Source organism: Algibacter sp. L1A34, assembly GCF_009796805.1.
GTDB lineage: Bacteria > Bacteroidota > Bacteroidia > Flavobacteriales > Flavobacteriaceae > Algibacter.
In genome coordinates this window covers 1691034-1714158 of the sequence record NZ_CP047029.1, presented here as the reverse complement: position 1 = coordinate 1714158, position 23125 = coordinate 1691034, and the positions used below count along the sequence as shown (strand labels likewise).

The following is a 23125-nucleotide window of genomic DNA, read 5'->3' as shown; positions in this document are numbered from 1 at the left end:
TATGAAAAGGTTTTACTTATTATTTTTAACTGTAGCGTGTTTGTCTTGTAACGAAGATTATATACCAAAACCAAAGGCCTATTTGCGCTTAGAATACCCGACACCTAATTATTCCGAATCTCATTTAGATAGATTACCTTTTACGTTTGAAACTAATCAATTAGCCGAACAAATAAAAATAAAACCATTACGTGCTTCAACTGAAAGCTATGGCTTAAACATTGAGTATTCAACTTTAAAAGGCACTATTTTTTTAACTTACAAAGCCGTTGAAAATAATAAAAAGAATTTAGCCGATTTTATTGAAGACGCACAAAAACTCACTTTAGAACACACCAAAAAAGCAGATGAAATCCCAGCATATCCTTACGAAAACAATGAACACAACGTTTACGGTTTATTTTCTGAAGTAAAAGGAAACGTAGCATCTCCAGCACAATTTTATATTACAGATAGCGTGAATCATTTTTTAACAGCTTCACTATATTTTAATATAAAACCTAATTACGACTCCATACTTCCAGCAGCTAATTATTTACAAAATGATATGAAGCGTATTATGGAAACCATTAAATGGAAATAAAAAAACGCTTTAGTTAAAAAACTAAAGCGTTAATTTTTTTTAAAGTATAATAATGATTACTTAACAACTCCTTCTTCTGAAGAAAAAGCATCAACTTTTTTCATATCCTTTACACTATATAAATCTGCAACACTCGTAACAGTTTTAGTAAGTGATTCTGGAGAAACTTTAGCTTCATCATATTCAACCATTGCTAATTTTTTATCAAAATCAACTTTAGAAGATTTTACTCCTTCCATTTTAGCTATCCTTTTCTCAATTGTTGCAGCACATCCTATAGCACACGTCATCCCTTCAATTGTAAATTCAGCTTTAGCATAAGTCGCATTTGGATCTAATTTCGCCACGGCTTCATTAGTATTAGTATGCTCAACGGTTTTCACTTCTGCTTTAGCATCATTTTTACAACTAAATGCAAAAGTTACTACAACTGCAAGCATCAAAATATTCTTTATCATTTTCATAACTAGTTTTTTTAAGTTTTTGGAATTACAAAACTACTAAATACTTGTTATCTAGAACATCAAATGTTCAATTTTTATGATTCTTATAACATTGAAAACATAATAATATTATGATAAATCATAAATTTTCACGAAATTGAAAAGAACTAAACTAAAACAACCATGAAAAAAATATCGCTTTCACTTAGATTCGGACTCGTTACAAGCGCCATTTTAATTGCATACTTCTTAGTTTTAGCGCTATTTGATTTACACAAAAACCCGTTATACAGTTTATTCAATTCTATAATTACTGGTTTTGGTATTTATGAAGTTATTCGTTTACGTAAACTTCAAGACATTAATACTTTTAGTTATGCTGAAGGTTTTAAAACTGGAATATTTACTGGTTTTATAGCTACTCTAATTTTTACAGGCTTTTTCTTAATTTATTCAACTGAAATAGACAAAGAATATCTACCAGAACTTACCAATTCAATGAATGGAAACTTCAATATTAATGCAGGTTTAATCACATTTATTGTTGCTGTAATGGGGTTAGCTACAACGCTAGTTTCGGTGTTTGTTATCATGCAACGCTTTAAAATAAGCCGAAATATCCTTGAAAATAAATAATAACGTTTGTTAATTAATTAATTAGCAGTATATTTGCACCCGCTTATGGACAAAATAAGCACATTTTATAAACAAATTAATTAATAAAAACGTTACGCTATGTACGCAATTGTAGAGATAGCAGGGCATCAATTTAAAGTTGAAAAAGACCAAAGAGTTTTTGTTAACCGTTTAGCAACAGAAGAAGGTAAGAAAGTTTCTTTCGATAACGTACTTCTACTTGGTGATGGTGACAATGTAACTGTAGGCGCCCCAGCTATAGATGGAGCACAAGTAAGTGCAAAAATCTTAAGACACCTTAAAGGTGACAAAGTTATAGTTTTCAAAAAGAAAAGACGTAAAGGTTACCGTGTTAAAAATGGTCACCGTCAATCTTTAACGGAAATTGTAATTGAAAGTATCGCTGCTTCTGGAGCTAAAAAAGCTGCACCAGTAAAAAAAGCAGAGCCAAAAACCGAAGCTGCACCAGCTGCTAAAAAAGCAACAGGAAAAGCTGATGACTTGAAAAAAGTTGAAGGTATTGGACCAAAAATTGCTGAAACGTTAGCGACTGCAGGCATTACAACTTTTGCTGAATTAGCAAAAACAGATGCTGCTAAAATTTCTGAAATCATCACTGATGTTCGTGGAAACCACGTAACTGATACATGGCCAGCACAAGCTCAATTAGCTGCTGATGGTAAATGGGATGAATTAAAAAAATGGCAAGACGAATTAGATGGTGGTAAAGCTTAATCGCTCAATCACTTAAGTATAACAATATAAAACCTTAGATCATGGCTCATAAAAAAGGAGTTGGTAGTTCGAAGAATGGTAGAGAATCCGAATCAAAACGTTTAGGCGTTAAGATATTTGGAGGACAAGCTGCTATTGCTGGAAATATCATTTTAAGACAACGTGGTAACACGCATCACCCAGGTGAAAACGTATACCAAGGAAAAGATCATACATTACATGCATATGTTGATGGTCTTGTAAAATTTACTAAGAAAAAAGATAATAAATCTTACGTTTCTATCGAGCCTTTCGAAGCTTAGAAATTAACGTTCTTAATAAAAACAAAAACCTTTCTGGAAACAGAAGGGTTTTTTGCGTTGTCCAAAATTAGTATTTTCTAAACGTTTTTTTAATGTTAACTACAGATTAAAAGACCGATTTTTCTTCCACACAGTTAACATTAACTTAAAAAATACATAATCCGATTTCATTCTCATTTTTATTATTTCGTCTCGACGAAATAACTAACAATAATCATGAGAAAAAACAATGTAATTTTGATAATAACACTACTACTTTCCCTGACAGGAATATGTCAAGAAGGTAATATTCAAGGTGTTATTACCGATAGCGACGGATTAAAAGTACCTTTTAGTAATATTATAATCGAATCTTTAAAAAAGGGAACAATTTCCGATGTTGATGGAAACTTTACGCTTATTGGCGTTCCTACTGGTAACCAAACCGTAACAGTAAAATATATTGGTTATGATGATAGTAGCTCAAACATTTTAGTAAAAGCAAACGCAACTTCAACTTTAAACTTCACTATTACTCCAAAAGCATTAGAGCTAGATGGTGTAACGATTACAAGTTATGTAAGTGGTCAAGCAAAAGCGCTTAATGCTCAAAAAAACAAGCAAAACATTACCAATGTAGTCTCTACCGATCAAATTGGGAAATTTCCAGATGCTAATATTGGCGACGCTATAAAACGTATACCAGGTATCACCATGCAAGTAGATCAAGGTGAAGCTAGAAACATAATTATTCGTGGTTTAGCACCACAATTAAACTCTGTAACTTTAAACGGTAGTCGTATCCCTTCCGCCGAAGGGGACAACCGTAATGTACAAATGGATTTAATTCCTGCAGATATGATTCAGCTTATTGAAGTGAGCAAAGCGGTAACACCAGATATGGATGCTGATGCTTTAGGTGGTTCGGTAAACTTGGTAACAAGAACTTCTCCAGAAGGTTTCCGTGTATCAGCAACTGTGGGCTCGGGCGTTAATTACATTTCAAATAAAAAAATACTTAATGGTTCTTTTTTAATAGGAAACAGAAGCGATAACGGAAAATTTGGATGGATGCTTTCTGCATCGGTAAACGATAATGATTTTGGAAGTCATAATTTTGAAGCCGAGTGGGAAGATGAATTTGAATATAATGCGAATGATGACGAAGATAATTTAGAAGAAGTTGTCGTTAACCCTTACGCAAAAACCTTTGAAATTAGAGATTATATTGTACAACGTACACGACGTAGCTTTTCAGCTAATTTAGATTATAAACTAGATAAAAATAACAGTATTTATTTTAAATCCATCTACAACTGGAGAGACGATCGTGAAAACAGGTTTAGATTAGAGCATGAAATTCTAGACGGTGAAGATATTGAGCCAGGTGATTTCACGGTAGACTCAAATAGTAACTTAAGCATGTTTCCGGTAGAAGTAAAACGCCAAACTAAAGGTGGTATTGACAACGACAGAAACCAAAACACCAGACTAGAAGACCAACGTATGCAAAACTATAACATTGGTGGTGCACACTTAGTTAACAAACTACAAATAGACTGGATGGCAGCTTATTCTAAAGCTTCTGAAGAGCGTTTAAACGAGCGCTACCTAGAATACGAGAGCGAATACACCATTAACTACAACAACAACTCTAGACACCCTCTATTTACTCCTGTTAACAATAACGATGCACTTTACAATAGCTTTGAATTTGGTGAATTAACCGAAGAAAACCAATACACGGAGGAAAAAGATTTTAATGTTGTAGCAAATTTCAAATTGCCTTTAAATTTATTTGATGATAATAACGGATCTTTAAAATTTGGTATAAAAACAAGGTTGAAAAATAAAAATAGAGATAACGATTTTATTGAATACAGCCCAGAAGGTTCGAGCTTCGATTTATTAGGTGGTATCCCTACTAAAAATTACAGCAATCCAGATTTTTTAGCAGGCAGTCAATATGCTATTGGATCTTTTGCAACGACCGAGTTTCTAGGACAATTAAATCTTAACGATGCGACTTTGTTTGAAGCTGAAGATTTACCAGAAGAATACCTAACAGCGAACTTTGATGTAGATGAAAATGTGTTTTCTGGCTACGCTATGACGAGCCAACAAGTAACCGAAAAACTAAACGTTCTATTTGGTATTAGATTAGAACACACAAGTATTAACAGTACAGGAAACGAAATTATTTTTGATGAAGATGGTGATTTTGCAGGAAGCAATAGTGTTACAGATAAAAACTCGTACACCAATGTTTTACCTGGTTTACACTTAAAATACGACTTAACAGAACAAACTGTGTTACGTTTTGCTTGGACAAACACATTGGCTAGACCAAACTATATAGACCTTGTTCCTTTTAGAGAGATTAACAATGAAGATGAAGAAATTAAGTTAGGAAACTCAGAACTTGATCCAACAACATCAATAAATTTTGATGTTATGGCAGAACACTATTTCAAATCTGTTGGTATTATTTCTGGAGGTGTTTTCTATAAAGATATTCAAGATTTTATTTATGTTTTTCAATATGAAGATGAAAACGAATACGACGTTTATCAACCCTTTAATGGCGATAAAGCTTCTCTTCTTGGATTTGAATTTGCTTTCCAACGTCAGTTAGATTTCTTACCAAGTTTTGCTAGAAACCTAAGTATTTACTTAAATTACACACATTTATCGTCTAGTGCAGATGGCATTAGAAATGAAGATGGTGAAGAACGTACCGATTTAGATTTACCAAACACGGCGCCAAATATGTTTAACGCATCTTTAGCTTATGCCGATAAAAAGTTTAACGCTAGGCTTTCGGGTAATTATTCAGGAGCTTATGTAGACGAAATTGGTGGTCGTGCTTTTGAAGATCGTTATTACGACAAACAATTTTTCTTAGATTTTAACGCTGGTTATAAATTCAACAAAAATCTAAGTATTTACGCGAGTTTAAATAACATTACAAACCAAGCTTTACGTTATTATCAAGGTGAAAAATCGAGAACTATGCAGTCTGAGTCTTATGGACAGCGCTTAACTTTTGGCTTAAAATACGATCTATTTAAAAGAAACTAAACATGACGAATTACAATAAAATAATAATCATAGGAAGCTTAACATTATTAATAGCATGCGGAACTCAATTTCCAGAAATTGCACCAGATGTTATTACAGAAAACACGTTGCATGATACTGATGATCCTGCTATTTGGGTAAACCCAAACGATGCATCAAAAAGCATAATTTTTGGAACAGATAAAGAAACCAATGGTGCTATTTACGCTTTTGATTTAGACGGGAAAATTATAGAAAATAAAACCATTAGAAACATAAAACGACCGAACAACATCGATTTAGAATATGGTTTTAAACTTAACGATTCTACCCAAACCGATATTATTGCCTTTACGGAAAGAGAAAACAAAACCATCCGTTTGTATTCTGTGCCCGATATGCAACCTCTAGACAACGGCGGTTTTCCTGTTTTTGAAAATGAAACGACACCTGAGTTTGATGCTCCAATGGGTATTGCGCTTTATAAGTCGCCAAAAACGAATGATATATATGCTATTGTTGGTCGTAAAAACGGACCAAAAGAAGGTTATTTACATCAATATTTATTGACTTCAGATAGTTTAGGTGTACACTCAAAACTAGTAAGAACCTTTGGAGCCTTTAGTGGCAAAAAAGAAATAGAAGCGATTGCTGTAGATAATGAAACGGGCATGGTTTATTATTCTGATGAAATGCATGGAATTCGTAAATATCACGCAGAACCATCTAAAGGAGACAAAGAAATTTATGCTTTTGGAGGTGAATATTTTGAGCGCGATATTGAAGGTATTGCTATTGCAAAATACGCCGACAAATCGTTTTTAATTGTATCTAACCAACAAGCGCATACGTTTTGTGTTTTCGATTTAAAAACAAATGCTTTTATTAAAGAAATTAATTTAGGTACTTTGGAAACCGACGGTTGTGATGTTACAACAGTTGCTTTAGGCGATAAATTCCCTTACGGCGTTTTTGTTTCTATGAATGATGAAAAGAATTTCTTCTTCCACGATTTAGCGAAATTGAAATTATTAGAATAAAAAACTAACCATTTCTAGTTTTAAAGGTTCTTTGAAAAATTTTCAAAGAACCTTTTTTTATTTATCTAAAATATCACGAATAATTTTTAAATGATGGTTAGTATGTATTTCTATAAAACGAAGTGTTTGTTTTTTATTCAGTACACCAAAAATATGATGATTAAAAAAAGCAGTTTCAGGTAATAATTCAATTTTTTTAAGGTTAGCGTAAGCTTTTTGAAATTGCGCTTCTATATTGGCTTCTAAAATGGTTTCAGGAGGTAAAACGGCTTTCGGAGCTCTAGCTTTTCCTCTAGGCAAGAAGCCTAATCTAAATAACACCGATCGTTTAAAATTAAAGCTTGTTTTATAATCTTCTGGATTCGAATTTATAGCTTGCTCAATTACAGCATTAAACACTTTTATGGCGTGATCTAATTGCCAACCCACTGTAGATTTTGAAATTTCAGTATTAATTTCATCTTTAAACGAAATGTTCTGTTTTATTTTAAATAATATTTTTGTTAAAATCACACTCATTTACTATTAATTTAATAATTTTATTGAAAGATATTGAATAAATCATTAACTTTAGAGTATTGTGTTTGCAATTACTTAATGTTTAATTTAATACTTACGCCTATGCTACCGTTTAGATCTGAAATTAGAAATTCTCCGAACCAGCAAGCTATCAAGATTTTTTTGAGCGATGAATCGTTAGACTCAAGAATTAAAAAACATTTAGAACATTTTAATGAGATTGAAACCATTGAAATTATAGAAAGTATCGGGCAAAATAGAGTTAGTGAAAATATTACCGTGGTTTTAAAGGATCATGCCGATATTACTAAAATGAAATCGTCTATAGATTCTAGTTTATGGTGGTATTTTGAAGAAGACCATGTGGATTAATTATTTTTAATCTAGAATAATATTAGAATTTTTATGTGATGTTTTCCTGACTTAATATGTCGTTTTTGGATTGAAAGCATAAAGTGAGGCCTGAAAACACCAGACTTATATAAAAAAATTAAGGTTCCAATGTCATTTCGACATGAGGAAAAACCACACACTAACAGCGTTTGTTTATATGATGCCTCTCTTTGATTGACCATGACAAATATAAATTCAGTGGTTTATTTATTCGTGTAGCTTTGCCGTTGTTGGACGGTAATTACAGCGATAGCGATTGCAGCGGCATCCTTTTTGGTGCAGCTCTACTCTTTTTACAAAAACTAATTTAACGCATTTAAACATACTTTTTAAAATTTGCTAATACTTGTTGTACCAAAAAGATATAGTGGAAAGCGCGGTTTATTTTGGCCACTAAAAGCCAAAATAAAATTGCCCAAATTATACTAAAACAGCCGCTATAGTTTAAATATTTATTACTTTAGTTGCATGATTTTAGTTACGGGTGGTACGGGTTTAGTTGGAGCACATTTACTGTATAAATTAACTAGCCAAAAGGAAAAGGTTAGAGCTATTTACAGGAGTGAGCACAAGTTACGGTTGGTTAAAAATGTGTTTGCATCTTTAGGCGCTAATTCTGAAACGCTTTTTACCTCTATCGAATGGGTTGAGGCGGATATTTTGAATATCCCTGAGCTGCTTGAAGCTTTTTTTGGTGTTACACATGTATATCATTGTGCGGCATTAGTTTCTTTCGAACCGAATAAATACCATCTTTTACGACGAACAAATATTGATGGAACTGCCAATATTGTTAACTTATGCTTATCTGAAAATATTAAAAAACTATGCTATGTGAGCTCGATTGCCACATTAGGCAGTGAATTAAATAATAAACCTATTAGCGAAGAAACGATTTGGAACCCTGAGGATGATAATAGTGCTTATGCTATTACTAAATATGGTGCTGAAATGGAAGTTTGGCGCGGTACTCAGGAAGGTTTAGATGCTGTTATTGTAAATCCTGGAGTAATTTTAGGTTCTGGTTTTTGGGACAATGGTACTGGTAATTTATTTAAGAAAGCTAAAAAAGGATTTCCGTTTTATACTTCGGGAACTATTGCTCTAGTTACGGTTGATGATGTGGTGCGAGCCATGACTACTTTAATGAATAGCGATATTACTAATGAGCGTTTTGTTTTGGTGGCCGAACATTGGACTTACAAACGCTTTTTAGAAACTTTAGCTACAGCCGTTAATGGAAAACTGCCTAAAAAACTAGCGCCAAGTTGGTTGCTAAATATAGGTTGGCAATTAGATTGGTTTAAAACAAAACTTACGGGTATGCGTAGGCAATTAACTAGTAATTTAGTACGCACGCTATCTACCGATACGCAGTACAATAGCGATAAAATAAAAACAGCTTTAAATTTTAAATTTAAAGCTGTTGATGATGTTATTCGCGAGACCGGACGTCTTTATCTGAAATAGGTTTTACTAATTTCGATTTTATCTTGGAAAGTGTTTCACGATCCACATTTTCTACTTTTTTTAACGCTTCGTCTGTTATAGATTTATTTTCTATTAAGATTTTTTTGAACTTTTTAACTAATAGTGTTGAGTCTAATAAAATTTCTTTTTTCAGACGTGTTTTAATAGAATCGTGAAGTTTTAGGTTAGAAATAGAATCTTTTAAGGTTGTTAACATCTGTAACGAATCTTGCTTCCGTTTTTCTTTAACCACGGCTTCTTCCTTTTCTTCCAGGTCTTTATAAAATATTTTTAAAGCTTCTAAACTATCCTTTACTTTTTGGTAAATCTCGTCGTATTCCTTAATATGAAAAGTATAATACTCATTACTTAAAGCAAATTGAAGGCTATCAATATTATGTTTTTCAAATACGTAGCTTTCTAAATCCACACCATGGCTTTCCATAATACGTTTATTTGCCATATTTGCTGAGCCTACTATTTTGGCATCGATTAAAATATCGACCATGTTTTCCTTAGAAATTAAATTCTTAGGTTTTTTTGGTTCTTTAAATTGATAACAAGCTGTTACCAATAGTATAATGCTTAAATATGTTAGAAATCGCTTTAAAATCATCTATCGAAAGTTAATCGTTTTGCTGCTTTTACGTCGCTAAATTTACCGTTATGGTAAACCATAGATCCGTTTAAAAAGGTGTGTGTTATTCTAGATTTAAATGTAGCGCCTTCAAACGGAGACCAACCACATTTATATAAAATATTGTCTTTTTTTACTGTCCATGGGTTGTTTAAATCTACCAAAACTAAATCGGCAAAATAGCCTTCCTTCACATAACCACGTTTTTCTACTTGAAATAAAATAGCTGGATTATGACACATTTTTTCAACAACCTTTTCAATAGAAATTTTTCCTTTATGATACATTTCTAACATAGCAGGCATAGCATGTTGCACTAATGGCCCACCCGATGGCGCTTTTGTATAAACGTTATTTTTCTCGTCTATAGTATGTGGTGCATGGTCGGTTGCTATAACATCGATACGATCGTCTAGTAAGGCTTCCCAAAGTTGCTCACGATCTTCTTTAGTTTTCACGGCAGGATTCCACTTAATTAGTGTTCCTTTTTTCTCGTAATCTTCATCACTAAACCAAAGGTGATGTACACAAACTTCGGCTGTTATTTTTTTATCTTTTAAAGGTATTTTATTACTAAACAAGCTAGTTTCCTTTCCTGTAGATAGATGAAAAACATGCAATCTTGCTCCTGTTTTCTTTGCTAATTCTATCGCTTTTGATGATGAGATATAGCAAGCTTCCTCACTTCTAATAATAGGATGATATTTTACAGGAATATCATCACCAAATTTATCAACATATTCTTGTAAATTCTTTTTTATTGTAGCTTCATCTTCACAGTGTACCGAAATTACCATATCGGTGCTTTTAAAAATATTTTCTAAAACTGCTGGATCGTCTACTAACATATTCCCTGTAGAGGAACCTAAAAACAATTTTAATCCGGCCACCGATTTTGGATCAACCTTTAAAATTTCTTCTAAATTATCGTTAGTTCCACCAAACATAAATGAGTAATTCGCGTATGATGTTTTTGCGGCAATTTCGAATTTTTCTTCTAGTTTTTCTACCGTTGTAGTTTGCGGATTAGTATTAGGCATTTCAATAAACGAAGTAATACCACCAGCTATAGCTGCTCTAGATTCTGTTTCTATATTAGCTTTATGCGTTAAACCTGGTTCTCTAAAATGAACCTGATCATCTATAGCACCAGGTAAAACATACTTACCTTCTGCATCAAGCACATGTACATCTGCTGATTTGGCACTTATTGAATCGTTAATCTCCTTGATATAATTACCTTCAATTAGTATATCGCCTTTTATTGTTTTTCCATCGGTAACAATATGAGCGTTTTTAATAAGTGTCGTTCTTTGTTTCATATCTTCCTATTTTTTAAATAGACTTTTTAGTTTCATAGTAATCACTCCAAAAATAGCTTCGGAAATAATACCGCCGCTTAATTTAGAAACTCCTTTTGTTCTATCAGTAAAAATCACAGGAACTTCAATAATTTTAAATTCCTTTAAATAAGCTTTAAATTTCATTTCAATTTGAAACGCATAACCTATAAACTTAATAGCATTTAAATCTATAGCTTCTAGCACTTCTCGCTTATAACAAACAAAACCGGCTGTGGTATCATGAATTTTCATTCCAGTAATAACGCTAACATATTTCGATGCGAAATACGACATAAGTACCCGGTTCATAGGCCAGTTTACAACATTAACACCCGTTTTATAGCGAGACCCTATGGATACACCAGCTCCTTCGATCGCACAAGCATTGTATAATTTAATTAAATCTGTTGGATTATGAGAAAAATCGGCATCCATTTCAAAAATATAATCATATTTTCTATCGATAGCCCATTTAAAACCATGAATATAGGCAGTGCCTAATCCCGATTTTTCTTTTCTAACTTCCAAAAATAATCGATTAGGGAATACATCTTGAAGTTCCTTAACCTTTAAAGCTGTTAAATCCGGAGAGTTATCATCAACAACAAGCACATGATTTGCTTCCGACTGACTTAACGCTGCCTTAATAATAGCCTCTATATTTTCTATTTCGTTATATGTTGGAATAATTACAACGCTATCCTTCATCATTATCCTTTTGAAAGCCTACAATTTTTTAGCAAATGTACATTTTTTAAAATACGGGTTCTTTAAAAATTCCTTAATATTTTAGGTGTTTTATTAATAATTATAATAATTTTAACCTGTGATTAGAGCAATACCATCAAACGAACTATTTACCATCCTATTATTTATAGGCTTGGTGGTAATCGCCATAGCGAAACTCATTGAACCTAAGCGATTTAAAGACTTTGCTTTTGTAGTGATAAACTCCAAATACCTCAATATTTATGCCCGAGATCAGAAATTTTTCGACAAATTTGACGCACTTCTATTTGGAAATCTAATACTATCAGCGTCGGTATTTGGTTGTATTATATATAAGTACTTCTATAGTATCTCAAATATCTCTATTGATTTAATGTTTAAAATAGCTGTCGGAATTTCTGTTTTTATATTAATAAAAGTACTACTAGAACGCCTTTTGGGTAGTGTTTTTTCTATGGACGAGCTCTTTGACCAATATGTTTTTCAAAAAATAAGTTACAAAAATTTTTTAGGCCTTATTTTACTGCCTATAGACGGCTTTTTACTTTATACGCTTTCGCCAACAGCACAGCTAATCTACGGCTTTATCGGGCTACTCCTTTTGGTGAATTTAATAGGGCTAATAACCTCATTTAAAAGACATCAAAATCTAATAAAAAACAACTTGTTTTATTTTATTTTGTATCTTTGCGCACTTGAAATCGCACCTTACTTATTTTTATATAAGGTTTTGGCTTCAAAATAACAGAACAAAACTGATTGCGCTTATGAAAGTGAAAACCATTTTAGTATCTCAACCAGAACCTAAAATAGAAAACTCACCTTACTTCGATTTAGAAGAAAAACAAAAGGTGAAAATAGATTTCCGTCCTTTTATTCATGTTGAAGGGGTTTCTGCAAAAGAGATTAGACATCAAAAAATAGATTTAGGTCAGTATACCGCCATTATATTAACAAGTAGAAACGCTGTAGACCACTTTTTTAGAGTGGCTGAGGAAATGCGATTTAAAGTTCCGGATAGCTTAAAATATTTCTGCCAATCGGAAGCAGTTGCTTATTATTTACAGAAATATGTGGTTTATAGAAAACGTAAGATTTATGTTGGAAAACGTACTTTTTCTGAACTTTCGCCACTTATTAAAAAATATAAAGACGAAAAATTCTTACTACCAACTACAGATAAAGTAAAACCAGAAGTACCAAATACTTTGGATGCTTTAGGTGTAAATTGGAAACAAGCTACGTTTTATAAAACTGTAGTTAGTGATTTAACAGATTTAGCCGATGTACTTTACGATGTTTTAGTATTTTTTAGCCCTTCTGGAATTGAATCATTATTTCAAAATTTTCCAGATTTCAAACAAAACGAGACTCGTATTGCTGTATTTGGAAATACCACAATTAAAGCTGTTGAAGAAAAAGGTTTACGTGTAGATATAGCTGCGCCAACACCAGAAACACCTTCAATGACAATGGCTTTACAGAAATACATTGATAAAGTAAACAAAGGAAAATAAAACCTTTTTTTAAATGATAACAAAAACGCCCGATTTAATTAAAATCGGGCGTTTTTAGTTTTATATATTTTCATTACCTCACACTACTCCTTCTCTTCCACCACATCTCCATCATCACTCAATTTAATAACCTCATCTATCATAATGTCACTCTGATTAAAAATTTCATCAAAAGCACCGTTACCAAACAATTGATCTCCTAAAGTTGCTTTAATAAACTGTTTAATTTCTTGATGGTATGCCACAAAAGTTATAGCAGAATCTGTTCTTACATTTAAATAGTCTTGGAAAGCAAGTACCATATCGTCACTAATTTCAAAAGAATCTATAAAATCTCGACGTGATATATCATCATATTTATGACGATCTTTTTCTAATTCTTCAAACACAAAATACCCCATAAAACCACGACGTTGTAAAAACGTTAATGTTTCATTTTGCATACCCGTATCAATAGGTACAAAAACATCGGGAATAATACCTCCGCCACCGTAAACCACCTTTCCGCCAGGCGTTGTAAACTTCAAGGAATCTGCAACTTCTATCTTATCCGAGTCCAGTAATTCTCCACTTTCTAAGCGTTCAAAATAATCATCGTAATAATCCTTATTTCCGTTTTTATATGGCCGTTGAATAGACCGCCCTGTTGGTGTATAATATCGAGATACCGTTAGGCGTACAGCACTACCATCACCCAAATCCATTTCGCGTTGCACCAAACCTTTACCGTAAGAGCGCCTTCCAACAATAATTCCCTTGTCATTATCTTGTATAGCACCAGCAACAATTTCACTAGCCGAAGCCGAGTTTTCGTTAATTAGCACGTAAATTTTACCGTCTTCAAAATCACCTTCATCTGTAGCAAAACTTTTATTAATACGTCCGCTTTTATTTTTGGTAAATAACAAGAGTTTTTCATCTTCAAGAAACTCATCTAAAATTTGCTCTGCAATGGTTAAAAAGCCTCCTGGGTTATCACGTAAATCCAAAGCGATTTCCGTAGCACCTAAATCTTGTAATTTATCTAAACCTGCTTTAAATTCTTTATAAGTAGATTCCGCGAAGCGATTCACCTTAATATACCCCAATTTATTAGTAAGCATATAAGCCGCATCCACACTTTTAATTGGAATATTATCGCGTCTTACAGTAATATCTAAAAGTTCTGGCTCGCCCCTTCTAAAAATCTTAAGTTTCACATTGGTATCAATGCGACCTTTAAGCTTTTTAACCATATCATTTTCTCGCAATTTACTTCCGTAAAGCGAATCACCATCAGCCATCACAATTCTGTCCCCACCTTTAATTCCAGCCTTTTCACTCGGGCCACCTTCTATTGCACGAATAACCGCAATAGAATCTTTATAAGGGTAAAAACTAACACCGATACCCACAAAATCACCTTTCATGTTTTCGGTAACACCCTCCATTTCTTCCTTCGGAATATATACTGAATGTGGATCTAAATTCTCTAAAATGCCATTTACCGTAACATCAACAATACTATCTGTATTTATATCATCAACATAATCGTAATCAATATAATCGATTAATCTGTTAAGTTTTTCTTTTTTGGTATTCTTCGTAAAAACACGATCCGACGACCCCGAAAAGCTCAACTTTCCACCAATAAAAATACCGGCAGCTATAGCTATACCTAAAATTAAGGGCAAATATTTTTTTTGATATGTCATTCTGCTGTTAAATCAACTATTTGTTCTAGTTCAATACCGGCTTTTTCAAGAAATTTCAAGCCCGAATCATCTTTATAAGAGTCATGATAAACCACCTTTACAACGCCAGCCTGATGGATTAATTTACTACATTCCTTACAAGGCGACATGGTAATATATAACGTTGCACCCTTACATGACTGCGTAGAAGCCGCAACTTTTAGAATGGCATTAGCTTCAGCATGCAAAACATACCATTTGGTGTAACCATCATCATCTTCACAAAAATTCTCGAAACCCGATGGCGTACCATTATATCCATCAGAAATAATCATTCGGTCCTTTACAATTATTGCACCAACCTGTCGGCGCTTACAATACGATAACTTCCCCCATTCTTTCGCAATACGCAAATAGGCCTTATCGTATTTTTGTTGTTTATTTTTTGGCATCAATTCGTTTTAATTATGGCGTTACCCTCATTTTAAATTTCAAGCATTAATCATGAAACAAAAGGCATATTCGGGTCGGGCTTTCCGCTATATCTTTTTTCTATTAACCTTCCTGCTTAGGCAGTAATTCTAATAAAAAAAAGGATAACGCATCAATCCCTAACGCAAACCCGTTCGTTCAATTAAACGAATATAGTTCGATTGTATTTTAATTACAACACCTGTAAGTTAAAGTTTTACGAAAATTAAGATAAAAAGTCGCTATTCAATATCATCGGAATAACCAAACCAACTACAATAGATGAGATAACCATAACCCAATCGCGCTTAGAAAATCTAAAAATAGTTTGTATTAAATAGCCCAAAAATAATACCACAAAAACAATTATTACTTGAGCCAACTCAATACCCAAAGCAAACTCTAGGAGTAATAGAATCTTATTATCATTACTACCTAAAAGCATTTTAAATTCACGAGCAAAACCCAAACCATGTATTAAACCAAAGAAAAGTGTGGTTAAAAATAAAATACCTATTTTTTCCTTTTGCGCGCCTTTTCCAGCCGTAAACACGTTAAAAAGTGCCGCAACTAATATGGTAATCGGTATTAAAAACTCTACAACCGCTCCATTTACAGTAACAACGCCATAAGCAGCCATAACAAGAGAAAGTGTATGCCCTAAAGTAAACATGGTAACTAATAAAAGTACGCGCTTCCAGTCTCTAAATAAATACGGGATCGTTAAAACAATTAAAAATAAAACATGATCGTAGGCGTTTATATCAAGTACGTGATTAATACCATACTCCACGTTAAACCAAAAATTTTCTAACATATTAATTACAATTTAGGGATTACACCAAAGTAATATTAAAAGGTTATTCCTAAACTTATAAAACTAAAAGCTATGAGGAAATTTAAAACACATTTGGCATTGCTCAAAGATACAATTAATTACAATTATCTTAAAAACACTTTATTTTTTTACAAATCAAGTATTTACGGGTACTACAATAATAAAACACAACAAAATACAGAGCCATTTTCTCCTGTATTTTATCAAACACATTATGGATTAGTATATATTTGTAACCTATTCTTTTTAATTGAATGACCATGAAGTTTAAAATTTTAATCGCATTAAGTATTCTGCTCTTATTTTCGGCTTGTAAAAAAGTACAAGATACCGAGGTAGAAACTCAAACAGAAGAAACCACCTCTCAAGATCTTTCAGAAAAAAACATAGCTAAACTAAAGTATATAGAATACGCTTTAGATGCCAAAACACAAAAGGCTATTCAAGATTGGCAAGAATATTTTCAATTAGAAACCGTAATAAACAACGTAAAAAAAGCCGATTTAACCTTTTTTTACGACAATGATAAAAATATTAAAACACTTTTAAGAGACTTAAAGAAAGACATCCCAAAAGAAGTAAACAGTCCTGCTACTTTGGCCAGGATTTCCGCTTTGGAAACTCATCTTTATAAACTAAAAAGCTTATCAAACTTAGATTCTACAAGTAAAAAAGAACTGCTTTTAACCATAAAGGATTTCTTAAAATCATTCTCGAACCTCAACTTTCAAATGAATCAAAAAATTGAGGCTGATAACATTAACATCATCAAACCTTAACTATACTTTTCACTTTCGTTTTCATTTTTAAACTAATCCACTTCTATAAAGTGGAATTTATATGTATTTTAGCAGTTAAGATTACATCTTAAAACAATAACTTACTATAAATCTAAAAAATGAAAATGAAACCGAATTATTTATCACTACTAAGTGGACTCGCATTTTTATCTGTTGTTGCCTGTAAAACCGATAAAAAAGAAGCTGTAGCCCAAGTTAAATCCATTCCAGGAATCAATGTAGAATTCATGGATACCGAAACAAAACCAAACGACGATTTTTTTAGATACGTTAACGGAAAATGGTTAGACAACAACGAAATTCCATCAGACAGAACACGCTGGGGAAGTTTTGATGAACTTAGACAAAAAACTGATGACGATGCACTTACTATTCTAAAAGCAGCAATATCAACAGATAAAGATTTAAAGAAAACAGAAGTTATTCCAGGCTCGGATCAAGATAAAGCGGTAAAACTATACCAAACCATAATGGATACTATTGCTAGAGATAAGCAAGGTTTAGAGCCATTAAAACCATACTTAGCAAAAATAGACGCTATAAAAAACATCGAAGATTTACAAAACTATATAATCGAAATGGAATCTAAAAGTGGTTCTGGATTTGTTGGTTTCTACGTGGGTGCTCACCCTAAAGACAGTAACAAAAATGTTGGATATATAGGAGGCGGTAGTTTAGGCTTACCCGATCGTGACTATTATATTAATGACGATGAAAACTCTAGAGAGATTAGAGCAAAATATGTGGCACATATCTCGAAAATGCTTCAATATTTAGGAGAGCCAGAAACAGAAGCTACCTTAGAGGCTAAACATGTTTTAGATTTCGAAACCCGATTAGCCGAATCTAAAATGGACAAAGTAGAGCGTCGCGATGCTCGTAAACGCTACAATCCAAGATCTATAGCTGATTTACAAAAAATGGTGCCAGCTCTAAATTGGGACGCTTACTTTAAAGGTATTGGCGTAAAATCTATCGATACCGTTATTGTGGGAGAAGTAAAATACTTTGACGCCTTACAAACCATTTTAAAAGAAAATAATGTAGCCGATTGGAAAGCCTATTTACGCTGGAATACCTTTAATGACGCTGCTGGACTTTTAAGCACCGAGTTAGATAAAGCAAACTGGGAATTCTACAATAAAGAACTTCGCGGTGCAAAAGCACAAAAACCATTAAACGAGCGCGCTTTAGGAACGGTAAACAATACAGTTGGAGAAGCTTTAGGGAAACTATATGTAGAAAACTATTTTCCACCAGAAGCAAAAGCGAAAGCCGAAAGAATGATTAAAAATGTTATTCTAGCATTTCAAAACAGAATTTCTAACGTATCATGGATGACGGAAGAAACCAAGCAAAAAGCTATTGAAAAACTTTTAGCCTTAAAAGTAAAAATTGCTTACCCTGATCAATGGACAGATTATGCTGAGTTACAAATAGAAGGTCCAGAAGAAAATGGATCTTATTTACAAAACATACTTAATGTTAGAGCTTGGAATCATAAAAAAACTATTGAAGATTTATCTAAACCAGTAGACAAAAGCGAATGGGGCATGGCACCACAAGTAGTGAATGCTTACTTTAACCCACCGTACAACGAGATTGTTTTTCCTGCTGCTATTCTACAACCACCATTTTACAACTTCACAGCCGATGATGCTGTAAATTATGGAGGTATTGGTGCTGTAATTGGTCATGAAATCTCACACTGTTTTGATGATTCTGGATCACGCTACGATAAAAACGGAAACCTAAATAACTGGTGGACTGATGAAGATTTAAAACAATTTGAAGCTTTAGGTAAAAACTTAGCCGATCAATATAGTGCTATTGAAGTTTTACCCGATGTGCATATTAACGGTGCTTTTACACTTGGTGAAAACATTGGTGATTTAGGTGGTGTAAATGCTGCTTACGATGCCTTACAGATGGATATGGAAGCTAACGGCAGACCAGAAGCAATTGATGGCTTTACACCAGAACAACGCTTTTTTATGAGTTGGGCAACTGTGTGGAGATCTAAAATGAGAGACGATGCTTTAAAAACAAGAATAAAGACAGATCCACATTCTCCTGGTATGAACAGAGCTGTTCAACCTTTACTTAATATCGATACGTTTTACGAAGCGTTTAATATTAAAGCTGGAGACAGCATGTATATTGAACCAGAAAACCGTGTAAAAATCTGGTAACAAAACACATTATTCATAAATTAAAAAAGGCGTATTCTACATGTAGAATACGCCTTTTTTAATTTATAATAAATGGTGCTATTTTTTAGCTTGAGCTGCTTGCAGAACTTGTTTCTGTCTTAACAATTCTGTTTTACTAAGTTGTACTAGATTAAAATTAGGTGCATCTTTTAAAGTAGCATCCAAAATATCTACGGCAGCATCAATATTTGCTGTTTTGTCTTTATTATAAACCGACAACGCATTTAAATACATGAAAGCCGATTTTAATGGCACTTCGTAAGGCGTTTGTGTTTCATAGAAAGCTTTTTTCATTTCAGCTGTAGCATTAGCAATACCAAAATCAATATGTTTTTGAGCCTCCTCCGCCTTATTAGTTTGCATATTAAGTTCAGCCAATTCGTAAGCGACTAATGGGTTTGGATTTCTTTTAAACATTTCATTAAAATGCTCGATAGCCAAATCTGGTCGTTTTACAGCTTTTAAAGACACTGCTTTTACTTCAACAGCAATATCAGAATCGGTAGACATTTTTACAACACCTATAGTATTTAGAGCTTGCACATACTTACCTTCACTCATATAAATATAAGCCAATGTATCTTGTCGTGACTCCGATGGTACCAAAACATTTAAATGTGTCATAGCATTTATAATACCTTGTACATCGCCTTGAAGTCTCATTTGTTTATAATAAGCTTCATAATGTTTTATTAAATCTGAATTTGTTTGTGCTTGCATTTGAAAACCAAACGCGATAACAAGAACTATTAAAATCTTTTTCATTTATCTATTTTATATTAAAACGCTAAAACTATAAAAAATAAGTATTTAAACTGTTAAAAGGTTACCAATATTTTGCTATTCGATGGTTATTGATTTTTTAATGATAACGGCATCATTTAAAACAAATGGTTTCGGAATCATGTTAGCAGCTCGTTCTGGTACGCTAAAACTTTCATCTTCTAACAAATCAAAAGATGTTTCATAAATAACAAATGTGGTTTTTTGTTTCTTCGGAAGTACTAATTGTATATCCAAAGGATCTTCACCTGAAATATAATAACTAAACAATCTATTAGTTTTACGTCTACCGAACACCAAGCCTGTTTTTTCATCTGCCCTAATAGCAACGCCATTTAATTTAGCAGCTTTAAAGACATTTAACGAATCTGAAAACACTTCTATTCTATTTGCTTTTCGTTGTGATGTAATACATAACTCTACATGCCTGAAATCACCAATAATAGTATCGTAACCAATAGTCATTTGTGGTGCTTCTAATTTTTGAATAGAAGCCTCGGTAGAATAGGTAAAACTAGTTCCATATTTACTAGCAATGGTATAGTTTTTCATGGTTGTGGCTTCCATAGGGTGTTCACCTAAAAAAGGAATCGTCCAATCGTCCAAAACATTATCATAAGTTGCCCAAACCGCTTTGTTTTCATCTGCATCAAGAATATAGCACAAACTATTTGGCTTAGGGTTATCAGGTGTAAAACCGGAATTAATATGCGCTGAAATCAAAAAATATGTTGTGGCCAAAAAGAAACCATAGGACCATCTTTTTTTATGTTTGAAAATCCCAAAAACGGGTAATAATAATCCAAAAATTAAAACAACCAAAACCATGGAAGACACGAGCATTTTTAAACCTAAACCTACAGGAAACATTTGCACGAAATTAGACAATAACAAAAGTACAGGCAAAGCTAAAATAGCATGATTGATAATACTCAATTTTCTATTTCTAATTAACATGAAGAGGCTTAACAAACCGAAAAACAACGGAATAATTAAGAAACTCGCTCCTTTTAACAAAAATGCAACTGCAACAGAAATAACTAACCATAAAAACAACGGAGCTATTAATAAACTCGGCGTATTTTCAGCCTTGTAAACTTTACTGTAAACAAAGAAACATATGGCTAAAGACAGGCAAGTAAAAGCAGCAATATAAGTATGGCCATTATAACTAAACCCTTGAAGAATTTCTCCATATCCCGGATAAATAAGTTTTAAAACCCGCCAAGCATACAAACCAATTATAGCCGAAATTATTAATGAAGTAAACATTGCTAAAAAACCTTTACCAACGTCGCTTCTGTTAAAAACACGTTTCCTTCCGCCATAGGCCAAAAGTGCGATAAATAAAACAACGGCAAGAATTACCATAGGAATTACCCAAGAAAATGGGTATTTCACCATTTTAAAAATAGGGACATTAAAATAAATAAAATCCTCATTACTTTTTAAAGCACTCAGGTTTGCTTCACTAAAATAGCTTAACAACGGCATTAAATAAGAGCCTTGATGTCCTAAGGTTTTTCTATCTAACCGCTCGTAAGTATCCATAGCCGTGTGATAATCGTAATGATCGTCTACAAATGCGAAATTAAAACCATCGATATCGGCATCTTCTCGAAACCGCGTTAAATCGGTATCATTTGGTAACATTTTATAAATACTATAAAACAATGAGTTTCCAACAGGGTATTCTGGATTTGCTTTCACAAAACCTTCAATTAAACCGGCATTACCATGGTTCGTTTCAACTAGCATTATACTTGGACCACCACTTCCACGAGCTTCAAAATTTAAAACTAAGCCTATGTTTTTTGCCCATTCATGCTGATTTACAAAAATATCGGCTCCGTTTAAGCCTAATTCTTCAGCATCTGAAATAAGAATAATTATATCGTTTTTAGGTATTTTGTTTTCACTTAAAAAGGCACGTAAACCTTCTAAAATAGTTACAACGCCAGAACCTGCATCACTCGCTCCCAATGAAGAGTGCGGATTACTATCATAATGCGTTAACAATAAAAGCGCTTTACCTTTTTCACGACCTTTAATTCGAGCAATTATATTTTTTGGTTTCGCCAAATTCCTCCAATCGCGTATGGAATAGGCTTCTTGAATTTCAGTTTCTAATCCTAATTTCTGTAATTGAGTTTCAATATAATTTCGAACTTCCAAATGTGCTTCACTTCCTAAAAAATGAGGTTCTTTCGAAATTTCTTTAAGATGTATTAGAGCGCGCTGAGTAGAAAAATTTTGGTTGGCTTCATCTAAATCGGATATATTTTGAGGTAGTAACGCCAAAAAACTCCAATAAATTCCGCCAACAATAATGAGTAAAGCCACTGCTTTTTTTATCATAACAATAACATATAAATTTTTATATCTAAATATACAATTTTTATAAATGCCAAGGTTTGGATTGAAGTTATTTTAGGAAAATTGAAATAAATTTCCTATATTTAGAATTACTTTAATCAAAACTAAACAACTATGGGGATAAAAAGTTTTCAAGGCGCGCGAAAGCAGCAAGCTAACGCAGTAGATAGCACACCGCTAAAGGTAAGTGACTATATGACAAGAGATTTAATTACATTTAGCCCGCAGCAAACTATAGAAAGTGTTATGCAAAAACTAATTACACACCGCATTTCTGGAGGGCCTGTCGTTAATGAAAAAAACGAATTGATTGGAGTAATCTCTGAAGGTGATTGTATTAAACAAATTAGCGAAAGTCGCTATTACAATATGCCTATGCAGGATAAAACTATTGAAAACCACATTACCATGAATGTGGACACTATTGATGGCAACATGAATATTTTTGATGCTGCCAACAAATTTTTATCAGCTAAACGCCGAAGATTCCCTATTGTAGAAAACGGTAAATTAGTTGGGCAAATTAGCCAAAAAGACGTTCTAAAAGCCGCTATGACTTTAAAAGGACAAAACTGGAAATAAACA

Annotated in this window: 23 protein-coding genes; 13 read left to right on the top strand and 10 right to left on the bottom strand. The window is 33.0% G+C overall.

Going from position 1 to position 23125, the window contains the following annotated elements:
* Window position 1 precedes the first annotated feature (1 nt).
* Complete coding sequence (gene gldD, locus GQR97_RS07325; RefSeq protein ID WP_158846959.1) at window positions 2–583, top strand: gliding motility lipoprotein GldD; 582 nt, start codon at window positions 2–4, stop codon at window positions 581–583.
* Window positions 584–639: 56 nt separating this feature from the next.
* Here the strand turns inward: gldD and GQR97_RS07320 are convergent, their stop codons facing one another.
* On the bottom strand, window positions 640–1023 hold the full coding sequence (locus GQR97_RS07320) for a heavy-metal-associated domain-containing protein (RefSeq protein WP_233267623.1): 384 nt from the start codon (window positions 1021–1023) through the stop codon (window positions 640–642).
* Window positions 1024–1209: 186 nt separating this feature from the next.
* Between GQR97_RS07320 and GQR97_RS07315 the strand changes: the two genes are divergently transcribed.
* The 5 genes from GQR97_RS07315 to GQR97_RS07295 all read left to right on the top strand — a co-directional run bounded on the left by GQR97_RS07315 (window position 1210) and on the right by GQR97_RS07295 (window position 6778).
* On the top strand, window positions 1210–1662 hold the full coding sequence (locus GQR97_RS07315; protein WP_158846955.1) for a DUF4199 domain-containing protein: 453 nt from the start codon (window positions 1210–1212) through the stop codon (window positions 1660–1662).
* A gap of 99 nt (window positions 1663–1761) precedes the next feature.
* The gene (rplU, locus tag GQR97_RS07310) at window positions 1762–2397 is read left to right on the top strand and encodes a 50S ribosomal protein L21 (RefSeq protein WP_158846953.1); all 636 of its coding nucleotides are present in this window, start codon (window positions 1762–1764) and stop codon (window positions 2395–2397) included.
* A gap of 41 nt (window positions 2398–2438) precedes the next feature.
* On the top strand, window positions 2439–2699 hold the full coding sequence (gene rpmA, locus GQR97_RS07305) for a 50S ribosomal protein L27 (RefSeq protein WP_158846950.1): 261 nt from the start codon (window positions 2439–2441) through the stop codon (window positions 2697–2699).
* A 216-nt stretch (window positions 2700–2915) separates the two neighbouring features.
* Window positions 2916–5759 carry a TonB-dependent receptor gene (locus tag GQR97_RS07300; RefSeq protein ID WP_158846948.1) on the top strand — a complete coding sequence of 948 codons (2844 nt, stop codon included), beginning with the start codon at window positions 2916–2918 and terminating at the stop codon, window positions 5757–5759.
* 2 nt (window positions 5760–5761) lie between these two features.
* The gene (locus GQR97_RS07295) at window positions 5762–6778 is read left to right on the top strand and encodes a phytase (RefSeq protein WP_158846946.1); all 1017 of its coding nucleotides are present in this window, start codon (window positions 5762–5764) and stop codon (window positions 6776–6778) included.
* Between the two features lie 57 nt (window positions 6779–6835).
* On the opposite strand, the gene GQR97_RS07290 is transcribed toward GQR97_RS07295, so the two are convergent.
* Window positions 6836–7297: a DUF1569 domain-containing protein gene (locus GQR97_RS07290; protein WP_158846944.1), complete on the bottom strand. Its 462-nt coding sequence runs from the start codon at window positions 7295–7297 to the stop codon at window positions 6836–6838.
* Window positions 7298–7399: 102 nt separating this feature from the next.
* Here GQR97_RS07290 and GQR97_RS07285 point away from each other — a divergent pair, with 102 nt between their 5' ends.
* Both GQR97_RS07285 and GQR97_RS07280 read left to right on the top strand, forming a co-directional pair.
* Entirely contained in the window at window positions 7400–7669 is a 270-nt protein-coding gene (locus GQR97_RS07285; RefSeq protein WP_158846942.1) for a hypothetical protein, read from the top strand.
* 489 nt (window positions 7670–8158) lie between these two features.
* Window positions 8159–9160: an NAD-dependent epimerase/dehydratase family protein gene (locus GQR97_RS07280; protein ID WP_158846940.1), complete on the top strand. Its 1002-nt coding sequence runs from the start codon at window positions 8159–8161 to the stop codon at window positions 9158–9160.
* Here the strand turns inward: GQR97_RS07280 and GQR97_RS07275 are convergent.
* Genes GQR97_RS07275 through GQR97_RS07265 form a run of 3 tightly spaced genes read right to left on the bottom strand, consistent with a single transcriptional unit; the run spans window position 9126 to window position 11848 of the window.
* A complete protein-coding gene (locus GQR97_RS07275; RefSeq protein WP_158846938.1) occupies window positions 9126–9776 on the bottom strand; it encodes a DUF4296 domain-containing protein in 651 nt (216 codons plus the stop codon). The genes GQR97_RS07280 and GQR97_RS07275 overlap by 35 nt on opposite strands.
* A complete protein-coding gene (locus GQR97_RS07270; RefSeq protein ID WP_158846936.1) occupies window positions 9773–11119 on the bottom strand; it encodes a dihydroorotase in 1347 nt (448 codons plus the stop codon). Before GQR97_RS07270 ends, GQR97_RS07275 begins: the two co-directional genes overlap by 4 nt.
* Window positions 11120–11125: 6 nt before the next feature.
* Window positions 11126–11848, bottom strand: a complete 723-nt coding sequence (locus GQR97_RS07265; protein WP_158851657.1) for a polyprenol monophosphomannose synthase — start codon at window positions 11846–11848, stop codon at window positions 11126–11128.
* A gap of 118 nt (window positions 11849–11966) precedes the next feature.
* On the opposite strand from GQR97_RS07265, the gene GQR97_RS07260 reads away from it, so the two are divergent.
* Together GQR97_RS07260 and GQR97_RS07255 are read left to right on the top strand one after the other, a co-directional pair.
* The gene (locus tag GQR97_RS07260; protein ID WP_158846934.1) at window positions 11967–12614 is read left to right on the top strand and encodes a DUF4271 domain-containing protein; all 648 of its coding nucleotides are present in this window, start codon (window positions 11967–11969) and stop codon (window positions 12612–12614) included.
* Window positions 12615–12636: 22 nt separating this feature from the next.
* Window positions 12637–13386: a uroporphyrinogen-III synthase gene (locus GQR97_RS07255; RefSeq protein WP_158846932.1), complete on the top strand. Its 750-nt coding sequence runs from the start codon at window positions 12637–12639 to the stop codon at window positions 13384–13386.
* Between the two features lie 83 nt (window positions 13387–13469).
* On the opposite strand, the gene GQR97_RS07250 is transcribed toward GQR97_RS07255, so the two are convergent.
* The 3 genes from GQR97_RS07250 to GQR97_RS07240 all read right to left on the bottom strand — a co-directional run bounded on the left by GQR97_RS07250 (window position 13470) and on the right by GQR97_RS07240 (window position 16347).
* Window positions 13470–15080, bottom strand: a complete 1611-nt coding sequence (locus GQR97_RS07250) for a S41 family peptidase (RefSeq protein ID WP_158846930.1) — start codon at window positions 15078–15080, stop codon at window positions 13470–13472.
* Complete coding sequence (locus GQR97_RS07245; RefSeq protein WP_158846928.1) at window positions 15077–15511, bottom strand: deoxycytidylate deaminase; 435 nt, start codon at window positions 15509–15511, stop codon at window positions 15077–15079. The genes GQR97_RS07250 and GQR97_RS07245 overlap by 4 nt, the downstream gene beginning before the upstream one ends.
* 245 nt (window positions 15512–15756) lie before the next feature.
* Entirely contained in the window at window positions 15757–16347 is a 591-nt protein-coding gene (locus GQR97_RS07240; RefSeq protein WP_158846926.1) for a HupE/UreJ family protein, read from the bottom strand.
* 281 nt (window positions 16348–16628) lie between these two features.
* Here GQR97_RS07240 and GQR97_RS07235 point away from each other — a divergent pair, with 281 nt between their 5' ends.
* Together GQR97_RS07235 and GQR97_RS07230 are read left to right on the top strand one after the other, a co-directional pair.
* On the top strand, window positions 16629–17147 hold the full coding sequence (locus GQR97_RS07235; protein WP_158846924.1) for a hypothetical protein: 519 nt from the start codon (window positions 16629–16631) through the stop codon (window positions 17145–17147).
* A 119-nt stretch (window positions 17148–17266) separates the two neighbouring features.
* A complete protein-coding gene (locus GQR97_RS07230; RefSeq protein WP_410488938.1) occupies window positions 17267–19360 on the top strand; it encodes a M13 family metallopeptidase in 2094 nt (697 codons plus the stop codon).
* Window positions 19361–19438: 78 nt separating this feature from the next.
* Here the strand turns inward: GQR97_RS07230 and GQR97_RS07225 are convergent, their stop codons facing one another.
* Window positions 19439–20146: a hypothetical protein gene (locus GQR97_RS07225; RefSeq protein WP_158846920.1), complete on the bottom strand. Its 708-nt coding sequence runs from the start codon at window positions 20144–20146 to the stop codon at window positions 19439–19441.
* Window positions 20147–20221: 75 nt separating this feature from the next.
* Window positions 20222–22522, bottom strand: coding sequence for a M28 family peptidase (locus GQR97_RS07220; protein ID WP_158846918.1), 2301 nt, complete (start codon window positions 22520–22522; stop codon window positions 20222–20224).
* 132 nt (window positions 22523–22654) lie between these two features.
* On the opposite strand from GQR97_RS07220, the gene GQR97_RS07215 reads away from it, so the two are divergent.
* The gene (locus GQR97_RS07215; protein ID WP_158846916.1) at window positions 22655–23122 is read left to right on the top strand and encodes a CBS domain-containing protein; all 468 of its coding nucleotides are present in this window, start codon (window positions 22655–22657) and stop codon (window positions 23120–23122) included.
* Window positions 23123–23125 lie beyond the last annotated feature (3 nt).